We start from the raw sequence: 21,040 nt of genomic DNA on the forward strand, positions 1-21,040 counted from the left end.
CAGCGGAATCCTTTAATGCCAAAATTAAAGCGTTTAGAATGCAACTTAGAGGTGTAAGAAATAAAGAGTTCTTCCTGTTCAGATTAACTCAAGTTTATGCTTAGTCCCCAACTTTTGTACTTGATCCGATTTTTGCCCTTTAAAAATAAGTGACTCCACCAGGATTCGAACCTGGATCTAAAGTTTAGGAAACTTTTGTTCTATCCCTTGAACTATGGAGCCTTTGCATAAAACAAAAAAGACCTTACATTTCTGTAAAGTCTTTGTTTGCTCCTCAGGCTGGGCTCGAACCAGCGACCCTCTGATTAACAGTCAGATGCTCTAACCAACTGAGCTACTGAGGAAGGTTTTGTTTCGCTTTTGCGAGCGCAAAGATATATATTATTTTAGTTCTCGCAATACTTTTTAAAAAAAATTTTAATTAAAAATCGCTTTATAAATATCATTGCCATTTGCAAACAACACTAAGGCTATTAAAATAAAGAAACCAACCATTTGGGCATACTCCATAAACTTATCGCCCGGCTTTCTTCCAGAAACCATTTCGTAAAGTAAAAACATCACGTGGCCGCCATCCAAGGCCGGAATAGGCAACAAGTTCAACACACCCAACATAATCGACAAAAAGGCTGTAATGCTCCAAAATGCTTGCCAGCTCCAAAAACTAGGGAAGATATCGTAAATGGCCTTAAAGCCTCCTACGCCTTTGTAAGCCCCTGTACTTGGCGTAAAAATAGCTCCTAATTGGTCCCAATATGATGCCACACGTTCTTTGGCTTTATGCATTCCAACCGGAATAGCTTCAAAAAATCCGTAATCTTTAGTTTGGTAATCGTAATAACCCAAAGCCTCTAAAGTTTCTGGGGTTGATGCCGCAGCATACACAACCCCCAATTTCCCTTCGTCATTTACTTTTAAGGGTAACGTTAAACTCTGGTTTTCGCGTTTTACGGTAGCAGTTACTTCCTGACCTTTAAACTGCTCTAAACCATCTCTAACCTGATCGGCATATTTGGTTTTATAATCGTTAAGCGCTAAAAGTATGTCGCCTTTCTGCAATCCACTGGCCTTGTTGTAAGACGTATCCGGAACTTGCATCACAATAAATGGCTGTCTTAAGCTTATAAAACCACGTTCTTTCGAGTCCATCAATTGTGCTAAAAAATCTTCCGGCATCGTGATTGTAGATTGCACCCCATCGCGCTCAATCAACACTTCCTTTCCAAATAATACCTTTTCAGAAATCTGCGAAAAGGTCTCAATTTTTTCGCCATCAACAGCTAAAATCTTGTCACCGGTTTGTAAACCTGCTTTGTTGGCTACGGTACTTTCTACGGCCAATCCGTCTTTTATATTTTCAATCGGCAATACGCTTTCTCCGTAAAAAAAGCTCATGCCGATGTAAATTAAAATCGCCAAAAGAAAGTTTACGGTAACGCCTCCCAACATAATAATTAATCGTTGCCAAGCCGGCTTCGAACGGAATTCCCAAGGCTGCGGTTCTTGTGCCATTTGCTCGGTATCCATACTTTCATCAATCATTCCAGAAATCTTCACATACCCTCCAAGCGGCAGCCAACCAATACCATATACGGTTTCACCAATCTTCTTTTTGAACAATGAAAATTTCACATCAAAAAACAGGTAAAACTTTTCAACTCTAGTTTTAAAAGCCTTTGCCGGTATAAAATGCCCCAACTCGTGCAGGACTATAAGCAATGAAAGGCTTAACAAAAACTGCGATATTTTTATAACAAACTCCATAAATAGTGTGTAACAATTTTTTTTACAATCGCACAAAAGTAAGGTTTTAAACCAACTTTATAAAAGACAATTACGGAATGGCCGTTTTTTTAACTGTAATTTAAGATGGCGCAACGCGTTTTCAACAGAAAAATCATTGTATTTTTGCTAAAATTATATTTTCAATGCTATCTTTTTTTAAGGAATACAAGCGGTTCGCCATTGTTTTTTTGGCCATTTCAATCATTATCGTTTTTATCATTTACAATACATTGAACGTGTACCAGCCCTTGCCCATTTACCAACCTACCATGGTGAGTACCGAGCTTGTTGACAGCACCCTACAGTACAAAAAGAAATACCACAAAATAGCTGATTTTAGTTTAATCAACCAAAACGGAAAAACCATTACCCAAGCCGATTATAAAGACAAAATTTATGTGGCCGATTTCTTTTTTACCACTTGCCAGACCATTTGCCCCATTATGACCGACCACATGGCTAAAATTCAAAAGGAAATTTTGAACGACAACGACGTTATGCTGCTTTCGCATTCGGTAACGCCAGAAATTGATACCGTAGCACAACTAAAACGCTATGCCAAAAAGAAAGGCGTAAACGATAAAAAATGGAACTTGGTTACGGGCGACAAAAAACAAATTTACGATTTGGCCCGAAAGAGCTATTTGGCGGTAAAAGACAATCCGTTTGACGGCCCGTACGATATGATTCATACCGAAAACTTCATGCTCATTGATAAAAAACGACAAATCCGCGGATTTTACGACGGCACCGACCCCGCTGAAATTGAACGTTTACTAAATGAAATTGAAATTTTAAAGGAAGAATACAACCGTTAAAATAGTTAATATTCACAACAATTTTTTTAGCCTAAATTTTTCCCTTACTTTTGCCTCTTTAAAATCAATCTAAATAAGCTTGCAGAATACCTTAGCACATTTAAAACGAGGCGAAATAGCAGTAATTACAGATGTTTCGTCCATCCATATTCCTTTAAAATTACTGGAAATGGGTTGCCTTCCCGGTAATACTGTACAGCTTGTTCAAGTGGCGCCTTTTCAAGACCCCATGTATCTTAACATTAATGGCTCGCATTTGGCTATTAGAAAGGAAACCGCCGCACACATACTAATAGAAAAAGTGTCGCATGGGTAAACAAATTAACGTTGCCCTTATCGGCAATCCCAATACCGGAAAAACATCTGTATTTAACGCCCTTACCGGATTAAACCAAAAGGTAGGAAACTATCCGGGTATTACCGTCGAAAAAAAAGAAGGGGTTTGCAAACTGTCGCGTGGCTTAAAAGCCCACATTATCGATTTACCCGGAACGTACAGTCTTAATGCTTCGTCGCTGGACGAAAGCGTTGTAATCGAACTCCTTTTAAATAAAAACGATAAAGATTTTCCTGATGTAGCAGTAGTGGTTAGCGACGTGGAAAACCTAAAGCGCAACCTGCTTATTTTCACTCAAATCAAGGATTTAGAAATTCCCACCCTGTTGGTCATTAACATGGCCGACCGCATGGCCTACAAAGGTATTTCGTTGGATATTCCACATCTGGAAGAACAACTCAACACAAAAATCGCTTTAGTTAGCACCCGAAAAAAACAGGGCATCGACGAACTTAAGCAGCTTATTGAAGGCTACAAAGACCTTTCGACAAAACCATGTTTGGACACCGCCGAAATCGACAAGGATTACTTCAGCAGTTTACACAAAGCCTTCCCCAATCAGCTATTGTATAAACTTTGGCTGGTAATAACACAAGATGTTAACTTCGGAAAAACCGACCGAAATGAAATTGAAGCGGTCGCCAATTTTAAAACCAAAAACAAAGCAGACCTTAAGCGCTTACAGCAAAAGGAAACCATAAAACGTTACCAGTTTATAAACAACGCCTTAAAAAAGGGGCATGCCATTGATGCTACCAAAGCGAAAGATTTGCGCTCTAAACTCGATAGGGTGCTAACGCATAAAATTTGGGGCTATGCCATTTTCTTTTTTATACTCCTGCTCATGTTTCAGGCCATATACGATTGGTCGGCAGTTCCTATGGACTTTATTGACGAAACTTTTGCTTCATTGAGCGAATGGATAAAAAACATGTTGCCAGCCGGAGCATTTACCGATTTACTCACCGAAGGCATCATTCCCGGGCTAGGCGGCATCGTTATTTTCATCCCGCAGATTGCCTTTTTGTTTTTGTTCATTTCAGTTCTCGAAGAAAGTGGCTATATGAGCCGTGTAGTGTTTTTAATGGACCGCGTTATGCGTCGTTTTGGCCTTAGCGGAAAAAGTGTGGTACCGCTAATATCGGGCACAGCCTGTGCCATTCCAGCCGTTATGGCCACACGGAACATTGAAAGCTGGAAAGAACGGCTTATCACTATTTTGGTTACGCCATTTACCACCTGTTCGGCAAGGCTTCCGGTGTATTTAATTATCATTTCGTTGGTCATCCCTGAAGATAGATTTTTAGGGTTGAGCTACCAAGCTTTAACCTTAATGCTGCTATACCTTTTGGGCTTTGGTACAGCCGTGGGTTCCGCATATATTTTAAACCGGGTTTTAAAAATTAGAAGCAAATCGTTTTTTGTGGTTGAAATGCCCAATTACAAACTGCCGCTGTTTAAAAATGTGACCTTAACCGTGGTTGAAAAAACCAAATCGTTTGTTTTTGGCGCGGGAAAGATCATTTTGGCCATCTCCATCATTCTTTGGTTTTTGGCATCCTATGGCCCGGGCGATGATTTTAATAATGCCGAAGACATTATCACTAACGAATACGCTTCACAGAACCTTTCGGAAGACGAACTGCAACAACACATCGCTTCATATAAATTAGAAAATTCCTTTATTGGAATAACGGGTCATGCCATCGAACCCATTATCCGTCCTTTGGGCTACGATTGGAAAATTGGTATTGCCATAGTAAGCAGTTTTGCCGCACGCGAAGTGTTTGTGGGCACGTTAGCAACCATCTATAGCGTTGGCAGCGACGACGAAGCCACCATAAAAAACCGAATGGCTGCCGAAATCAATCCAATTTTGGGTGGGCCGCTGTTCAATTTTGCTTCAGGAATTTCGTTGCTCTTGTTTTATGCTTTTGCCATGCAGTGCATGAGTACCTTGGCCATTGTAAAAAAAGAAACCAACAGCTGGAAATGGCCCGTACTGCAATTGGTAATAATGAGTTCGTTTGCGTATATTGTAGCTTTAATGGCTTTTCAATTTTTGAAATAGAAAAAAAAATCACCCTCCAATGAACACAATAATCCAAAATACCCTTGTAATTGCGGCCGTAGGTTTTGCCATTATATTTTTGGTTAAAAAGTTCTTTTGGAAAAAGCCGAAAAAAAAAAGGCCTGCGGAAGCAACGGCGATTGTGGCTGCCATTAATTAATTTATCTATATTTGGTTTCATGAAAACCAACAAACTAGATAATGAAACAAAAACATGTATTATTAGCCTGCTTACTTTCTGCATTTACCTTAGTGTCTTTTTCTCAAAGCTCCAAAAAACCCATCAGTTTACTCGACAAAGATTTAAGTCATTTTGATATATGGCTGAGCATTCCTCACTCAACCGTAAAAGGACTCCCCGAAGGAACTTACCAATCAGACAAAATGAATTCAGGCAATCCCATTGGACTGAACAACAATCTAAAAAACGTATTTTCTGTAATTGAACAAGATGGCGAACCTGTATTAAAAATTACCGGTGAAATTTTTGGCGGACTCACCACCAAAAAAGAATATGCCAACTACCATTTAAGTGCTATGTTTAAATGGGGCGACAAAAAGTGGGAACCAAGGTTAGACCAAAAAAGAGACAGTGGCATTTTGTACCATTGCTACGGTCCACATGGCCGGTTTTGGAACACATGGAAAACAAGTTTGGAATACCAAGTTCAGGAAACCGATTTTGGCGATTTTATTCCTTTAGGTGGTAATACAGCAAAGCCTAAAATAGGTGCTCCCATTGTTGAAATTCGTGGTGATTTTAGTAAAGAAAAAAAATACAACCCCGAAAGCGATGTTTATTCTATTGGCAAAGGCTATATTCATGCCGCTTCAGAACACGATGCCCCGCATGGCGAATGGAACCATTTAGAAATTTACGTAGTGGGGAATGATGCCGTGCACCTTATTAACGGACACATTGTAATGGTAGTTGAAAACGCCAAGAAACACGACGGCTCTATTTTAGACAAAGGCCAGATTCAAATACAAAGCGAAGCGGCCGAGTGCTATTACAAGCAAATTAATTTAACGCCCATCAAAAAATTCCCGAAAGCCATTAAAAAGCAAGTACGTTTTAAAAAATAAACTTTAGCCGATTTTACAAATCTAGAGGCTGTCTAAAAAGTCCAAATTGAACTAATTTGTCAAATTGAGCGCAGTCGAAATGCATTAAAGATAAAAAGCTCATGTTTTTTGATTTCGCTCCAACCCACTATGTTCAAGACTTTCCAGACAGCCTCTGGTTTTACTTATTCTTCTATAACAAACAAATTATTGGCCACAGTTTGTGAAATACTCATTTCGGTACCGTTTATTTTAATCACCATAGAATCGTCAAAATCTTCGCGCGACACCACGCTAATTTCCGAACCCAAAGCAATTTTATGTTTGTCTAAATATTTTAAAAAAGCCGAAGACGTATCTTTTACACCTACACAAACCCCTTTGGCATTTTCAGTTAAACTGAACAGCAACACTTTATCAGATTTTTTTATATCACCCGATTTATCCGGAATTGGGTCGCCATGTGGGTCGTGGGTGGGGTAATCCAGTAATTTATCGAGTTCGTTAATTAACTTTTCCGATTTTATGTGCTCCAATTGTTCGGCAATATCGTGCACCTCATCCCAAGAAAAATTGAGCTTTTCAACCAAAAACACCTCCCACAACCTATGTTTTCTAACCACATCGGCCGCTATTTTTTTTCCTTTGGACGTTAAAGTCGCTCCTTGATAACGCTTGTAATTTACATAGCCCTTTTCGGCCAACTTTTTTACCATATCGGTTACCGACGAAGCTTTAGTTTCTATAGCCTCGGCAATACTATTGGTGCTTACCGTTAAAGTGCCGTATTTACCCAACTGATAAATGGTTTTAATGTAATTCTCTTCTGTTAGCGTTATCATGCTCTTTTTAATTAGAACACAAATATAGTTTAATCATTATTTTAAATCTATTTTTAGATTAATCTAAATTAATATTTATATTTGCACAAAAATAAAAACTACAGATACATAAAAATAATACAGTGAAACATCTAATATTATTAATTAACCTGGTCTCATTCTCTTTATTCGGACAAAACATAAGCGGCCGCGTATTTTCCAATGGCGAGCCTTTGGCCTTTGCCAACGTGTACTTAACAGAAATTTCAAAAGGTGCCACAGCCAACGAAAATGGTGTTTTTAACATCAGCGGAATTGAGCCCGGACAATACCATATTTCGGCATCGTTTACGGGATACAAAACCCAAACGAAACCAATTTCGGTAAAGGACGAAAATTTAACATTGAATTTTTATCTCGAAGAATCTCAGATGCTCGACGAAGTGGTGGTTACCGGAACTTTAAAAGCGGTTTCTCGACTGGAAAGCCCCGTGCCCGTTGAAGTGTATTCACCCACTTTTTTAAAGAAAAACCCAACACCCAATATTTTTGAAGCCTTGCAAAATGTAAACGGCGTTCGTCCACAAATTAACTGCAACGTTTGCAACACCGGCGATATCCATATTAACGGACTCGAAGGCCCTTACACGCTTGTACTTATTGATGGCATGCCCATTGTTAGTGGTTTATCCACGGTTTATGGCTTATCTGGAATCCCTAATTCACTTATCGAACAGGTGGAAATCGTGAAAGGTCCCGCCTCGTCACTTTATGGTAGTGAGGCTGTTGGCGGACTCATAAATATTATCACCAAACTGCCCGAACATGCCCCTATTGTGTTCGCAGATAGCTACGTTTCCGGTTGGGGCGAAGTCAATACCGATTTAGGTTTTAAAGCCAGATTGGGAGCAAAAACTGACATATTAACTGGAATCAACTATTTTAATTACAGTAATCCTGTTGATAATAACAACGATAATTTTACCGATTTAACCCTACAAGATCGCATTTCGGTATTTCAAAAATGGAATTTCAAACGAGCAAACCATCGCGTATTTTCTTTGGCCGGCCGTTATTTCTACGAAGACCGTTGGGGTGGCGAAATGCAATGGAATCCATCCTTCCGTGGTGGCGACCAAATTTACGGCGAAAGCATTTACACCAGCCGTTTTGAGGTGCTAGGAAAATACCAACTACCCATCTCCGAAAAAGTGTTGTTCCAATTTTCATATACCGACCACCATCAAAATTCGGTATATGGCGACACCCCATATATTGCCGACCAACGTATTGGCTTCGGGCAGTTCACTTGGGATAAACCCGTAAAAAATCACGATTTATTGTTCGGTGCTGCTGCCCGTTATAATTTTTATAACGACAACACCCCTGCTACTGTTGAAGCGGACGAACTGGTAATCCCGTCCCTTTTTGTTCAGGACGAAATAAAACTGAACGAAAAACACAACCTCCTTTTGGGCGCACGTTATGACTACGACAAAAGGCACGGTAACATTTTTACACCAAGAGTGGCTTACAAATTTAAACCCACAAAAAACGATATTTTCCGTGTAAACGCCGGCACCGGGTTTAGGGTAGTGAATTTATTTACCGAAGAACATGCCGCACTCACCGGAGCTCGAGATGTGATTATTGCTGAAGCTCTAAAACCCGAACGCTCATATAACGTCAACCTCAATTATATGACGAAAATTTTCACCAAAGGCGGTGTGATTATCGGGTTGGATGCCTCAACGTGGTACACCCATTTCAACAATATCATTTTACCAAATTACGACACCAACCCCAACCAAATTATTTATGATAATTTAGACGGAAAAGCCATCAGCAAAGGGGTTAGTTTGAATATCGATGCTATGTTTTCCAACGGTATAAAACTTTTGGCGGGAGCTACTCTTCAGGATGTATCGAAAACTGAAAATGGCGTAACCGAACGCCAAATTTTAACCGAAAGTTTTACGGGCACCTGGGCTGCTTCATACAAAACACACAAATACAACCTATTACTAGATTATACCGGAAACCTTTACGGCCCCATGCGTTTACCGCTTTTAGGCGATTTAGACCCAAGGCAGCCCGAATCGCCATATTGGAGCATTCAAAATATTCAACTCACTTTTGATGGTCTCAAGAATTTCGAAATTTACGGTGGTGTGAAAAACTTACTGAACTGGACGCCCAATAAAGGCAACCCCTTTATTATTGCCCGGGCCCACGACCCTTTTGATGAAAACGTACAATTTGACAACCAAGGCAATGCCTTGGCTACTAACGATAATCCGTATGCCTTAACTTTCGACCCCTCATACGTTTACGCCCCCAACCAAGGAAGACGACTATTTTTTGGTTTACGCTATACTTTAAATTAAATTTGGCAAAATGAAACCCATAAGAGGCGTTTGGCAAGCTAAAGGCAACTTCAACAATCACTAGTAAGCTACCTAAAAAAATGTGCCATAAACTTTACACATGAAAAAACATTTACTCATTTTATCCCTTGTCGTATTTACATTCAGCTGTAAAAGCGAAAAAAAATCGAACGATAAGCTTAACGTAATCACCACAACCACCATGATTACCGATTTGGTTAAAAACATCGGCGGCGGCGACATCAATCTTCAAGGGTTGATGGGCAGTGGTGTAGACCCGCATCTATATAAAGCTAGCGAGGGCGACGTTACCAAATTGGCCAGTGCCGATATCATTTTTTACAACGGCCTGCACCTAGAAGGCAAATTGGTAGAGGTATTCGAAAAAATGAAAACCCAGAAAACGGTGGCCATATCGGATGCTTTAGACAAAAGCACACTTATCGGTTCGGAATATTTCGCTTCAAATTACGATCCGCATATTTGGTTTAATATTGATTACTGGATTCAAGCTACCCATTTTGTGGCCAACACCCTTTCAGAAGCGGTTCCAGAAAAAAGAGAAGCCTTTCAATTAAATGCCGCAAAATATGCTGAGCAATTAAAAAATTTAAAAACCAATTTAACCACTACCGTAAATACGTTACCCAAAGACAAACGCATTTTGGTTACGGCCCACGATGCCTTTAATTATTTTGGTAAAGCTTTCGGGTTTGAAGTAGTGGGATTACAAGGCATTTCAACCGCCACCGAGGCCGGCGTTCAAGATGTTCAAAAGCTATCGGCCTTCATTATTGAAAATAAAGTAAAAGCTATATTTATAGAAAGTTCTGTACCCAAACGCACCATCGAGGCGTTGCAGGCCGCAGTGAATTCTAAAAACCATCATGTTGAGATTGGTGGCGAGTTATTCTCGGATGCACTGGGAACCTCAGGCACAAAGGAAGGCACCTATATTGGTATGTTTGAACACAACGTGAATACTATTGTAAATGCGTTGAAGTGAAAAAAGCGAAAAACTAATTTTGTATTGAATAAAATAGCATAAAGTCAAGTCCCAAATTCGGACGCAGTCCGAATCATCAATCTGCAGAAATAATGCGCGAAGAAACGGAAGTGCGATGCGAAGCATCAGGCATGGAGTTTCTAGAGCGAATGATCCGTAGGAATTTCCTCAGATTGAATTGATTTTTTGGTTCGTTTTGCATTAAGGCAAAATGAACATATAAACAAAAGAGATGGAAAACAAGATAGCCGTACAAGTAGATGATTTAACGGTTGCATACAATTACAAACCCGTACTTTGGGATATCGATTTGGAAATCCCCGAAGGTGTGCTCATGGCTATAGTTGGCCCAAATGGCGCAGGAAAATCTACCCTTATTAAATCTATTTTAGGTATTTTAAAACCCATTGCCGGAAGTGTTAGCATTTACGGAAAACCCTACGACAAACAGCGCGACCAAGTGGCCTACGTCCCCCAAAAAGGCAGTGTGGACTGGGATTTTCCAACCACGGCACTTGATGTGGTGATGATGGGCACTTACGGTAGTTTGGGCTGGATAAAACGCCCCGGACAAAAAGAAAAAAAAGCAGCCTTGGAAGCTCTTGAAAAAGTGGGTATGCTGCCATTTAAAAACCGACAAATCAGTCAGCTTTCGGGCGGGCAACAACAACGTATATTTTTGGCCAGGGCATTGGTACAAAATGCTTCCATTTATTTTATGGACGAACCTTTTCAAGGCGTTGATGCTTCCACCGAAATAGCCATTATCAATATTTTAAAAGCCTTAAGAAAAGCAGGAAAAACGGTTATTGTGGTGCATCACGATTTACAGACCGTGCCCGAGTATTTCGATTGGGTAACCTTTTTAAACGTAAAGAAAATTGCCACTGGCCCAGTTAAGGATATTTTTAACGATGATAATTTAACCAAAACCTACGGCATCAATTATAAAGTGAGTGTTCAGGAGTAAGCTTTGTTTACAGTCTCAGTTACAGTAAACAGTACTGAATCACAATGAATATAATTTAAAAGTAAAACGGAAATAACAGAAAAAAGAAGTCACGATTCAATACGGTAGAATTGAACGTCAAGAGGAAGAATAGATGAAAAAAGCTCCGAAAACAGGACAAGATTCCAGCTTTCGCAGAAATTATGGACCTAACAGAATACATAAAACTCGTTTTTAGCGATTACACCCTTCGCACCATCACCCTTGGCACGGCTATTTTGGGAGCTGTAACTGGTATGTTGGGCAGTTTTGCCGTGCTGAGAAAACAAAGTCTTTTGGGTGATGCGATTTCGCATGCGGCTCTTCCAGGTATTGCCATTGCTTTTTTAATTTCTGGAACCAAAGACAGTAATATTTTATTACTAGGTGCATTGGTCAGCGGATTAATTGGTACCTTTTGGATTCGCGGTATCATCAAAAAAACTCATTTAAAATCAGATACTGCCTTGGGTCTTATTTTATCGTTGTTTTTCGGTTTTGGCATGTTGCTGCTCACCTTCATTCAAAAGCAACCCAATGCCAACCAAGCGGGATTGGACACTTACCTGTTTGGACAAGCAGCCACTTTGGTGGAAAGCGACGTATGGCTCATGGCCACAATAACAGGCATTTGTCTTTTGGTTTTATTACTATTCTGGAAAGAATTTAAAATCCTACTTTTCGATGCCGACTACACCAAAACGCTCGGCTTCAACACCAAATTTATTGATATTTTAATTACCTCATTTATTGTGCTGGCTATTGTTTTAGGCTTACAAACCGTTGGGGTTGTTTTGATGAGCGCCATGCTTTTAGCTCCGGCGGCGGCAGCCCGGCAATGGACTAACAGCCTCGGAAACATGGTAATTCTGTCGGCTGTATTTGGAGCATTTTCCGGAGTGTTTGGTACGGCCGTTAGTGCGAGTCAAAACAATTTATCAACCGGCCCAGTAATCGTTATTGTAGCAGGTGTTTTTGTTTTGGTATCCTTTATTTTCTCACCCAGTAGGGGGCTACTTTTCAAACAAATCCGTTTTATAAAAAACCGTCGCGACCTGCAGCTTCATAAAACCTTGGCGTTTATGTACCGCATCGCATCAACGCACGATGATATTTCGCATCCGCACACCATCAAAATCCTGAATAACTTTCAAGGCTACACCAAAGGGACTTTGCAAAAATTGGTCAATAAAAACTATGTGGTTTTAGAGGGGAACATGTGGAGCTTAACTGAAGAAGGTTTTAAAACGGCCACCAATTTGTACAACCAACAAAATAAAACCGATGAGTAGTACACAAATAGAAATACAGCTAGTAGCTTGTTTGGTGGCCGTAGCTTGTGCCATTCCGGGCACTTTTTTAGTGTTGCGAAAAATGGCCATGATTAGTGACGCCATAAGTCATTCCATTTTGCCGGGCATTGTTGTGGGCTTCTTTATTACACAAGATTTAAACTCACCGCTACTCATTCTTTTAGCGGCTTTAACAGGCATTATCACTGTAGTTTTGGTGGAATACATCCAAAAAACCGGATTGGTAAAAGAAGACACCGCCATAGGGCTAGTGTTTCCGGTATTGTTTAGTATTGGAGTGATTCTAATTGCAAAACATGCCAACGATGTGCATTTGGATGTTGATGCCGTATTGTTGGGTGAACTGGCCTTTGCTCCATTCGACCGCATGATTATAGCTGGCACCGATATCGGACCAAAATCACTATGGATTATTAGTTGTATTTTAAGCCTCACCCTTATTTTATTAACCACATTTTTTAAAGAATTAAAGGTGAGTACTTTTGATGCCGGATTATCTGCTTCATTGGGGTTTTCGCCCGCCATAATTCATTACGGTTTAATGACGGTATCCTCTGTAACTACGGTAGGCGCTTTTGATGCCGTAGGCGCTATTTTAGTGGTCGCGCTCATGATTGCCCCGGCCGCTGCGGCCTATTTGCTTACCACCGATTTAAAACGTATGATATTTTATGCCTGTGGCTTCGGAATTTTTAGTGCCATTGCCGGATATTGGTTGGCTCATGCGCTCGATGCTTCCATTGCGGGATCCATTACCACAGTTTTAGGGCTATTATTTTTAATCATATATTTATTTGCACCAAGCAAAGGCATCGTTGCCGTATTATATCGAGAAAAACAGCAACGCATTGAAGTGTCCCTATTAACCTTTTTACTTCATTTAAAAAACCATACCGAAGAAAGTGAACGCCATGTAAACCACCTCAACGAACATATCAATTGGCAAAAAGTACGTAGCAAAACGGTGTTGAACCTTGCCCTTAAAAACAATATGATTTCTATTGAAAACCGAGTGGTTTCACTTACCAAAAAAGGCAATGCCTTTACCTCGCAGGCCATTGACTACATTATGACCAACGAGCACGCCCAAATTGAAGGCATGAAAGACGATTTCTTTTTGTTTAGAGGCTAATCTTGTTTCAAGTTCCAGATTCCGAATTTTGTGTGGTAACACTTTCAAAAAATGCTTAAATTGTAAACTCAACTTTCGGCAATATTCGGCATGGCGCAACACAATCAACTTGGTAAAAAAGGAGAACAATTGGCAGTCGATTTTCTTTTGAAAAACGGCTACGATATTATAGAACGCAATTACCGTTTCGATAAAGCCGAGGTAGATATAATTGCCCAAAAAGATGACGTTTTAGCGGTGATTGAAGTAAAAACGCGTTCATCAACCGATTTTGGCAATCCGCAAGATTTTGTAAAACCTAAGCAAATTCAGCGTTTGGTAAAAGCCGTGGACGAATACGTTACCACCAACGCACTGGATGTTGAAGTACGATTTGATATTATTGCTATTGTGAAAGAAGACAAACATTTTAAAATCGAGCATTTAGAGAATGCTTTTTATCATTTTTAATAGTTAACAGCCTTCTGCAGAAAAGAGGAATTTTATGTTTTTAGAAGGACCGTATCGCGCTTCAAATGGCGACTTTGATAGCAATACTATTTCAGCATTACAAATTAGTGAAGGGTATAATACTGAAGCATTTGAGCAAGATGACTTCTCTGCTTATTCAATAGTACCTCAAACTGGAGATATTATTTGTTTGGACAATTTAGTTTAACGGCACAATTAGCTCCCTTATAGTTAAAGAAGCACACTATCTATTCTATTAAAAATATTAATTTAACTGGAAAAATTATTAAAACCCACCACAGCGAAACCCAAAAAACTCTACGTTTCCAACTTAACTCCTGGTCTTTATATGCTATAAATAAGATTTACGTAACTAGCAAGATAATAAAAGAATAGTCTTAACAGGCAAGACTCGCTGTATCGAACTGTATCAGCACAATTCCGAGTGAATGCAGGAAGATTCAATATCACTCGGCATTAGCTCTATCAATACCCTTACGTAAAAATAATTCTTTTAATAAATAATTTAAAAATACCATACAAACAACCCATGTTTTGCAAAGCCTATAACTCTATATCCAGAGCTGTTATTAGAAACAACTCGTGGGCTAAAGTAAGGTTATAATTTGCCAAGCGGTATTCCATGCCTAAGGTAAAATTAGTTTTAGAATTGATACTAAAGCCCAAAACTGTGCTTAGCCGTTGCTCTAGCTCAGGTTTCTGCGTTGCTGCAACTTCAAACAAAGCTTCTGTTTCAGCTATAAAAAAACGGTTAGCGCTTAAAGGTTTTTCTACTCCTAATTGATAACGGAACCTATACTTGGTTGTCAATTTATAAAAACGTTGCTCAAAAGCGAAATTATGATATCTAATACCCTTATTTATTGGAGAACCCAAAGTAAACTCTTGTGCTAATCTAAACTCGTTTTCCTCTTTATTCTTAAAGTTTTCTTCAAACCGGTACTGCATACCTAAACCCAAAGTACCTCTTTCGGATAAGTCAATTTTTGAAGCATGTGCAATTTCCAAATGTTTTACGGTATATATAAAATTGTTATCAGAATATATTAGGTTTCTATTCTCGAGGCTAAACTCCTGTGTGTAATTTGAACCCACTTTATATTCGAAATTCACCTCAGGTTCAAAAAACGTAGAATAACCGTCCTGACACAGTACAGATAGCGGAAACAAAACACACAAATTTAATAGTACACTGAATTTACCCTTAACCCTCATTTGTAAGCAAGAATTATATTAATCATAAAAAATGTTAAACTGCAAGAACCTCATTTTAAACCCTATAACTTTATAAACTAGGACAAGTACTTCTTGTAAAATGACCTATTTAAAATTTTGATTGCCTCAGATGAAAAAAAACCCTCCTCAGAAAAGCAATTTAACTTTATATGTTTCTCTATGTATTTTAGGATGTATTTTAGCGAGTTATTTTTTAGTTCCGGATGTAGAAATTTTTTTAAACGAAAGTTGGGATGTTTTAACAAGCGATGATGAAACCAGAATAAAAAATTGGATAAAAAACTTCGGATGGTTAGGTCCAATTGTATTGATTGCAGCCATGATTCTTCAGATGTTTTTACTGGTAATACCTTCAGTACTGCTTATGGTAGTATCCATTTTAGCCTATGGCCCATTTTGGGGCAGTTCTATTGTTTTAGCGTCAGTTTTTACGGCTTCAACAATAGGCTACATTATTGGAAAATATCTTGGAGAAAATTTTATTTTAAAGTTTCTAGGCAGAAAAACGGAAAACAAAATAAAATCGTTTATAGATAATTACGGGGTTTGGGCTGTATTTATTACGAGGCTTAATCCGTTTTTATCGAACGATGCGGTTAGTTTCATAGGTGGCTTGCTTAAAATGAACTATTGGAAATTTATAGGCGCCACCCTTGGCGGAATTTTACCCTTAACCATTTTTATAGCCGTTATTGGTAGAAACACGCAAAGTTTAAAATCTGGGCTTTTATGGGGATCACTAATTTGTTTGCTTCTATTAGGAATCTACATCTTTTGGGATAAAAAGAAAAAACAATAGCTATTCATAAATAGTTTAAAAAATATTCTAGCAACAACTAATGTTCTAATAACATCTTTAAACCCTCCAAATCCTGTGGTTTGGCTATAATTTCTTTGTTTTTGTTTAACACAAAGTAAGACGGGGTAGCAGTAACGCCATAGCTATCACCAATGGGGTTATCCCATTTTCCTTCGCCGTAAACATGTATAAAATTGGGAAACTTGGCAATAAGCTTTTTCCATTGGGCAGGTTCGTCTTCTAAAGCTACAGCAACCACTTTTAGATTTCCCGGTTTTTGGAGTTTTACGAACTCATACAACTGCGGAATTTCCTCCAAGCAATGCGAACAAGTACTGCTCCAAAATACAATTATGTATTGTTTTGCCACATTCAAAGCACTTAGCTTTTTACTTACCAGCTGCCCATTTTCCTTTATTTTCAGATTAAAATCTGGCGCTGTGCTCCCAACCGATAGGTCTTTATAGAGGATGAGCGTATGCAACAACTCTTGATCGTTTAGCGCCACAGCAATATCCATTAGGTAATTTTCGGCTATGTGGTTTGCCACGGCCTCGTGACCTAAATCGGCCATTTGTTGCCACAAATCCACCAATAAAATACGTTTTACTTTGGCAGGAGCCGCTTTCATTTTTCCACAAAACACGTCAATATTACTAATGTATGTTTCGGTGTCGTCTTTGGTTTCTGAGGATTTTCCAAAAACAAAATTCAGCATTTTTTCCTGCAACAAATTGGAGCTTTGTAATGTCTTGTTTGTAAAATCAACATGGTCAAAGTAATGCGCTTCCAGCTTTTTAACATAGGTTTCAACATCCAAAGCTTTATTGGGGATAAACGGCTTGTTGGCCTTAATAAATTCGAGGGCAATCATACCTTTGGCCGCCTTTTCGAAGTTTAGCTGTGCTTCCCGTTGCGTTTTAAAAATAGCTTTTAAAGCTAGGGTGTCTTTACTTTTTTTTCGGTAGTAATTCCCAATGCTTTGGGTGATTTTAGACATGCTGCTAGTGTAAGATTCCAACAGTTTATTTTCAACCGATTTGATGAATTTTACGCCCGTTTCGGAATTAAAAACCAACTCGACACTTTCCTTTCCATTGTAAATAATATCGAAATTGTAATCCTCTTGCGGAATGGCATATACCAAACGGTACACCCCTTTAGCCGCTGTGGAATCTAATTTAATTTCGAAATGCCCATCTTTGCTATTTATCTCGGAGTTGCCCACGTATTCTGAAATGGTTGGCGTCACTTTGTACAACAATGCCACGTTATAATCTTCGGGAGGAGAAAACACACCTTTTATAGCATGTTGCGCCAGAATAACATGGGGAAATATGAGGGCTAATAGTAGTAATCGTTTCAATTTTTTTAAATTGTTTTGATTAAGTTTTTAAATTTTGAGATGCTGAAACCGCGTTCAGTCTGATATAAATTTTACGTCAATAATCAAGCCATAATGGGCTTAAGCGCATTTAAAGCTTGTTTTACAGTTTTTATATTATCAAAAGTAAGCAATAAGCGCAGGCCGTTTCGGGTTTGTTTTTCTTTCATTTTACAAACGCCAGGGTTTGTTTGCACAAATTGCAATACCTTGGTGAAATTTTTGCTTTGATAAAAACGACTTTGCTGATCGTTTATAAAATACCCAATCAATTTGCCTTTTTTCATAACTACTTTTTCAAAACCTATTTTTGTAGCCAACCATTTAATTTGGACACTATCAAGCAAATCAGTTACTTGTTTTGGCAACTCCCCAAATCGGTCTACTAAATCCTTTTCGAAGGTTTTCAGTTCCTCTTCTTTGTTCAAATTATTGAGTTGGGTGTAAAGATTCAATCGTTCTGCAATGTTATTGATATAATCGTCTGGGAACAGCAATTCGAAATCGGTATCGATAGTAACATCCTTCACATAAACTTTATCATCTTCCGATTCGTTGTACAACTCTTTGAACTCATTTTCTTTGAGTTCTTCAATAGCTTCATTCAATATTTTTTGATAGGTATCGAACCCAATTTCATTAATAAAACCACTTTGTTCGCCACCCAATAAATCACCGGCTCCACGAATTTCCAAATCCTTCATCGCGATATTGAAACCGCTTCCTAATTCGGTAAACTGCTCGAGTGCCGTGATTCGTTTTCGGGCATCATCGGTCATGGCAGAATACTCGGGGGTTATAAAATAGCAGAAAGCTTTTTTGTTGCTTCGGCCTACACGGCCACGCATTTGATGCAGATCACTCAAACCGAAATTATTGGCATTGTTTATAAAAATGGTGTTGGCGTTGGGCACGTCTAATCCGCTTTCAATAATAGTGGTGCTTACCAACACATCGAAAGCACCATCCATGAATTGCAACATGAGCTGCTCCAGTTTTTTTCCCTCCATTTGGCCATGACCAATACCTATTTTGGCATCGGGCACTAATCGCTGTATCATCCCGGCAATTTCCTTGATATTCTCAATACGGTTGTGGATGAAAAAGACTTGTCCGCCGCGTTCAATTTCGTAGCTCACCGCATCACGAATCGTTTCCTCGCTAAAACGGATAACATGACTCTCAATAGGGTAACGGTTAGGCGGCGGGGTAGTGATAACCGACAAATCGCGGGCAGCCATTAAACTGAATTGTAAGGTTCGCGGAATGGGCGTTGCCGTTAAGGTGAGTACATCCACATTGTCCTTTAACGTTTTCAGTTTTTCCTTTACGGCCACGCCAAATTTTTGCTCCTCATCAACAATCAACAAACCTAAATCCTTAAACTTTACATTTTTATTGACCAGTTGATGCGTACCGATTATGATATCCACCTTGCCTTCACCCAACGCTTCTAGAGTTTCGCGTTTTTCTTTGGCGGTCCTGAATCGGTTGAGATAATCGACCGTTACCGGGAAATCCTTTAAACGCTCGCGAAAGGTTCGGTAATGCTGATAAGCCAAAATGGTAGTAGGCACCAAAACAGCTACTTGTTTTCCGTTATCAACGGCTTTAAAAGCACCACGAATGGCCACTTCGGTTTTTCCAAACCCCACATCGCCACAAACCAGTCGGTCCATAGGGCGCTCGCTTTCCATATCGGCTTTAATATCGGCCGTTGCGGTACTTTGGTCGGGCGTGTCTTCGTAAATAAAAGAAGCTTCCAACTCGTGTTGCATATAGCTATCGGGGTTGTATTGATAGCCTTTTTCGGTTTTGCGTTTGGCGTAAAGTTTTATCAAGTTGAAGGCCACGTGTTTTACACGGGCCTTTGTTTTTTGCTTTAAAGTTTTCCAGGCTTTACTACCCAGTTTGTACACTTTGGGCGGTTTGCCATCCTTGCCGTTAAACTTGGTGATTTTATGTAATGAATGAATACTCAAATACAACACATCGCGTTCGCCATACACCAATTTTATAGCTTCCTGCTTTTTGCCTTCCACATCAATTTTTTGGAGCCCACCGAAACGTCCGATTCCGTGGTCGATGTGGGTTACGTAATCGCCAATATCCAAATTGGTAAGTTCCTTTAAAGTGATGGCTTGCTTTTTAGCATAACCATTTTTAAGGTGGAATTTGTGGTAACGTTCAAAAATTTGATGATCGGTATAGCAGACTATTTTCGCATCGTGGTCTATAAACCCTTGGTGGAGCGACAAAATAACCGTGTTGTACGGACTTACCTCTAAGTTTGAATCGTCGAAAATATCGTGGAAACGCTTGGCTTGCTGCTCACTTACACAGGCAATATAATTGGTATAACCCTTGTTGTGGTTTTTGTTTAAATCTTCAATCAATAGATTGAATTGTTTATTGAAGGCGGGTTGTGGGGTGGTGTTAAATTCTACAATTTGATTATGGGATGTCTCGACTCTGCTCGACATGACAGCCGAGGCACCAAACTCAACCATGGTAAAATCCAATAACTGCTTTTTCAACAAAGTGGAATCGCAAAACAATTCGCTGGGCTCGGCATGTTTTATTTCAGATGAAAGCGACTTAAAAGCTTCCTCCGCTTTAGTATAAAAATCATCAACTCTTGAAAACAGTAAATCGGCATTTTTTATTCCTATTACCGTTTTTTGGGCAATGTATTTTAAAAAACTCTGGCGTTTTTCTTCCACCAACTTATTGGCCACATTGGGAATGATGTTGATTTTTTTAATCTGTTCGATAGAGAGTTGGTTTTCCACATCGAAAGTACGGATGCTATCCACCTCATCACCGAAAAACTCAATTCGGTAAGGCTGGTCGTGCGAAAACGAAAACACATCCACAATGCCTCCACGCACCGAAAACTCCCCCGGTTCGGTAACAAAATCCACCCGTTTGAATTTATACTCAAACAGGACTTCGTTCACAAAATCGATGGAAACCTTATCGCCTACTGACACTTTTAAAGTGTTTCGTTCTAACTCCTTTCGGGTAACCACCTGCTCGAAAAGCGCATCGGGATAGGTTACGATTATGGCCGGCTTCTTTTGCGAATTGATACGGTTCAACACCTCGGCACGCAATAGCACATTGGCGTTGTCGGTTTCTTCAATATCGTAAGGCCTGCGGTAACTTCCCGGATAAAATAGCACGTCTTTTTCGCTACAAAGTTGCTCCAAGTCGTTTAGGTAGTGTGCCGCTTCCTCTTTATCGTTAAAAACCAACAAAAACGGTTTTTGCGTTTCCTTAAAAACACTGGAGATTACAAATGACAATGAAGAACCTACAAGTCCTTTTAAATGATTTTTTGATCCGGTTTGGGCAATAGTGTCCTGCAATTTTTGCGTTTGCAAAAGCTGTGCATAGGTTTGCGAGAGGGTAGATTGACTCACCT

The 21,040-nt window shown here is 39.4% G+C and carries 18 protein-coding genes, 2 tRNA genes and 1 pseudogene; 14 read left to right on the forward strand and 7 right to left on the reverse strand.

Translation table 11 applies throughout. The features are described 5' to 3' along the window. Positions 1 to 104, forward strand: a pseudogene (locus tag HC176_RS19935) (ISAon1 family transposase); the annotation flags it as partial. A 46-nt stretch (positions 105 to 150) separates the two neighbouring features. Here HC176_RS19935 and HC176_RS00010 read toward each other — a convergent pair. From HC176_RS00010 to rseP, 3 genes are all read right to left on the reverse strand, one after another. Then, positions 151 to 222, reverse strand: a tRNA-Arg gene (locus HC176_RS00010). A gap of 48 nt (positions 223 to 270) precedes the next feature. Continuing rightward, positions 271 to 344 (reverse strand) — tRNA-Asn (locus HC176_RS00015). Positions 345 to 417: 73 nt separating this feature from the next. Further along, positions 418 to 1,764, reverse strand: a complete 1,347-nt coding sequence (gene rseP, locus HC176_RS00020) for an RIP metalloprotease RseP (protein WP_167916135.1) — start codon at positions 1,762 to 1,764, stop codon at positions 418 to 420. A gap of 164 nt (positions 1,765 to 1,928) precedes the next feature. Between rseP and HC176_RS00025 the strand changes: the two genes are divergently transcribed. The 5 genes from HC176_RS00025 to HC176_RS00045 all read left to right on the forward strand — a co-directional run bounded on the left by HC176_RS00025 (position 1,929) and on the right by HC176_RS00045 (position 6,097). Then, on the forward strand, positions 1,929 to 2,603 hold the full coding sequence (locus HC176_RS00025) for an SCO family protein (protein ID WP_167916136.1): 675 nt from the start codon (positions 1,929 to 1,931) through the stop codon (positions 2,601 to 2,603). A 79-nt stretch (positions 2,604 to 2,682) separates the two neighbouring features. Beyond that, the gene (locus HC176_RS00030; RefSeq protein ID WP_167916137.1) at positions 2,683 to 2,919 is read left to right on the forward strand and encodes a FeoA family protein; all 237 of its coding nucleotides are present in this window, start codon (positions 2,683 to 2,685) and stop codon (positions 2,917 to 2,919) included. Next, positions 2,912 to 5,011: a ferrous iron transport protein B gene (gene feoB, locus HC176_RS00035; protein WP_167916138.1), complete on the forward strand. Its 2,100-nt coding sequence runs from the start codon at positions 2,912 to 2,914 to the stop codon at positions 5,009 to 5,011. Before HC176_RS00030 ends, feoB begins: the two co-directional genes overlap by 8 nt. Before the next feature lie 19 nt (positions 5,012 to 5,030). Then, complete coding sequence (locus tag HC176_RS00040) at positions 5,031 to 5,171, forward strand: FeoB-associated Cys-rich membrane protein (protein ID WP_245234798.1); 141 nt, start codon at positions 5,031 to 5,033, stop codon at positions 5,169 to 5,171. A gap of 41 nt (positions 5,172 to 5,212) precedes the next feature. Continuing rightward, positions 5,213 to 6,097 (forward strand): 3-keto-disaccharide hydrolase, encoded by an 885-nt coding sequence (locus HC176_RS00045; protein ID WP_209309619.1) that lies wholly within the window; start codon positions 5,213 to 5,215, stop codon positions 6,095 to 6,097. A gap of 164 nt (positions 6,098 to 6,261) precedes the next feature. Here the strand turns inward: HC176_RS00045 and HC176_RS00050 are convergent, their stop codons facing one another. After that, a complete protein-coding gene (locus HC176_RS00050; protein ID WP_342448656.1) occupies positions 6,262 to 6,915 on the reverse strand; it encodes a metal-dependent transcriptional regulator in 654 nt (217 codons plus the stop codon). Between the two features lie 125 nt (positions 6,916 to 7,040). Between HC176_RS00050 and HC176_RS00055 the strand changes: the two genes are divergently transcribed. From HC176_RS00055 to HC176_RS00085, 7 genes are all read left to right on the forward strand, one after another. After that, positions 7,041 to 9,284 carry a TonB-dependent receptor gene (locus HC176_RS00055; RefSeq protein WP_342448652.1) on the forward strand — a complete coding sequence of 748 codons (2,244 nt, stop codon included), beginning with the start codon at positions 7,041 to 7,043 and terminating at the stop codon, positions 9,282 to 9,284. 100 nt (positions 9,285 to 9,384) lie between these two features. Beyond that, positions 9,385 to 10,290 (forward strand): metal ABC transporter solute-binding protein, Zn/Mn family, encoded by a 906-nt coding sequence (locus tag HC176_RS00060; protein ID WP_167916140.1) that lies wholly within the window; start codon positions 9,385 to 9,387, stop codon positions 10,288 to 10,290. A gap of 232 nt (positions 10,291 to 10,522) precedes the next feature. Further along, entirely contained in the window at positions 10,523 to 11,260 is a 738-nt protein-coding gene (locus HC176_RS00065; RefSeq protein WP_167916141.1) for a metal ABC transporter ATP-binding protein, read from the forward strand. A 182-nt stretch (positions 11,261 to 11,442) separates the two neighbouring features. After that, complete coding sequence (locus HC176_RS00070; protein WP_167916142.1) at positions 11,443 to 12,570, forward strand: metal ABC transporter permease; 1,128 nt, start codon at positions 11,443 to 11,445, stop codon at positions 12,568 to 12,570. Next, on the forward strand, positions 12,563 to 13,723 hold the full coding sequence (locus HC176_RS00075; RefSeq protein WP_167916143.1) for a metal ABC transporter permease: 1,161 nt from the start codon (positions 12,563 to 12,565) through the stop codon (positions 13,721 to 13,723). Before HC176_RS00070 ends, HC176_RS00075 begins: the two co-directional genes overlap by 8 nt. 90 nt (positions 13,724 to 13,813) lie before the next feature. Then, entirely contained in the window at positions 13,814 to 14,173 is a 360-nt protein-coding gene (locus HC176_RS00080; RefSeq protein ID WP_167916144.1) for a YraN family protein, read from the forward strand. Positions 14,174 to 14,207: 34 nt separating this feature from the next. Further along, positions 14,208 to 14,381: a hypothetical protein gene (locus HC176_RS00085; RefSeq protein WP_167916145.1), complete on the forward strand. Its 174-nt coding sequence runs from the start codon at positions 14,208 to 14,210 to the stop codon at positions 14,379 to 14,381. A gap of 356 nt (positions 14,382 to 14,737) precedes the next feature. Here HC176_RS00085 and HC176_RS00090 read toward each other — a convergent pair whose 3' ends face one another. Continuing rightward, on the reverse strand, positions 14,738 to 15,364 hold the full coding sequence (locus tag HC176_RS00090) for a DUF2490 domain-containing protein (RefSeq protein ID WP_167916146.1): 627 nt from the start codon (positions 15,362 to 15,364) through the stop codon (positions 14,738 to 14,740). A gap of 175 nt (positions 15,365 to 15,539) precedes the next feature. Here HC176_RS00090 and HC176_RS00095 point away from each other — a divergent pair, with 175 nt between their 5' ends. Further along, the gene (locus HC176_RS00095) at positions 15,540 to 16,229 is read left to right on the forward strand and encodes a TVP38/TMEM64 family protein (protein WP_167916147.1); all 690 of its coding nucleotides are present in this window, start codon (positions 15,540 to 15,542) and stop codon (positions 16,227 to 16,229) included. A gap of 37 nt (positions 16,230 to 16,266) precedes the next feature. Here HC176_RS00095 and HC176_RS00100 read toward each other — a convergent pair whose 3' ends face one another. Further along, the gene (locus HC176_RS00100) at positions 16,267 to 17,595 is read right to left on the reverse strand and encodes a TlpA family protein disulfide reductase (RefSeq protein WP_167916148.1); all 1,329 of its coding nucleotides are present in this window, start codon (positions 17,593 to 17,595) and stop codon (positions 16,267 to 16,269) included. Between the two features lie 83 nt (positions 17,596 to 17,678). Continuing rightward, the gene (gene mfd, locus HC176_RS00105) at positions 17,679 to 21,038 is read right to left on the reverse strand and encodes a transcription-repair coupling factor (RefSeq protein ID WP_167916149.1); all 3,360 of its coding nucleotides are present in this window, start codon (positions 21,036 to 21,038) and stop codon (positions 17,679 to 17,681) included. Positions 21,039 to 21,040 lie beyond the last annotated feature (2 nt).

Source organism: Tamlana crocina (assembly GCF_012037625.1).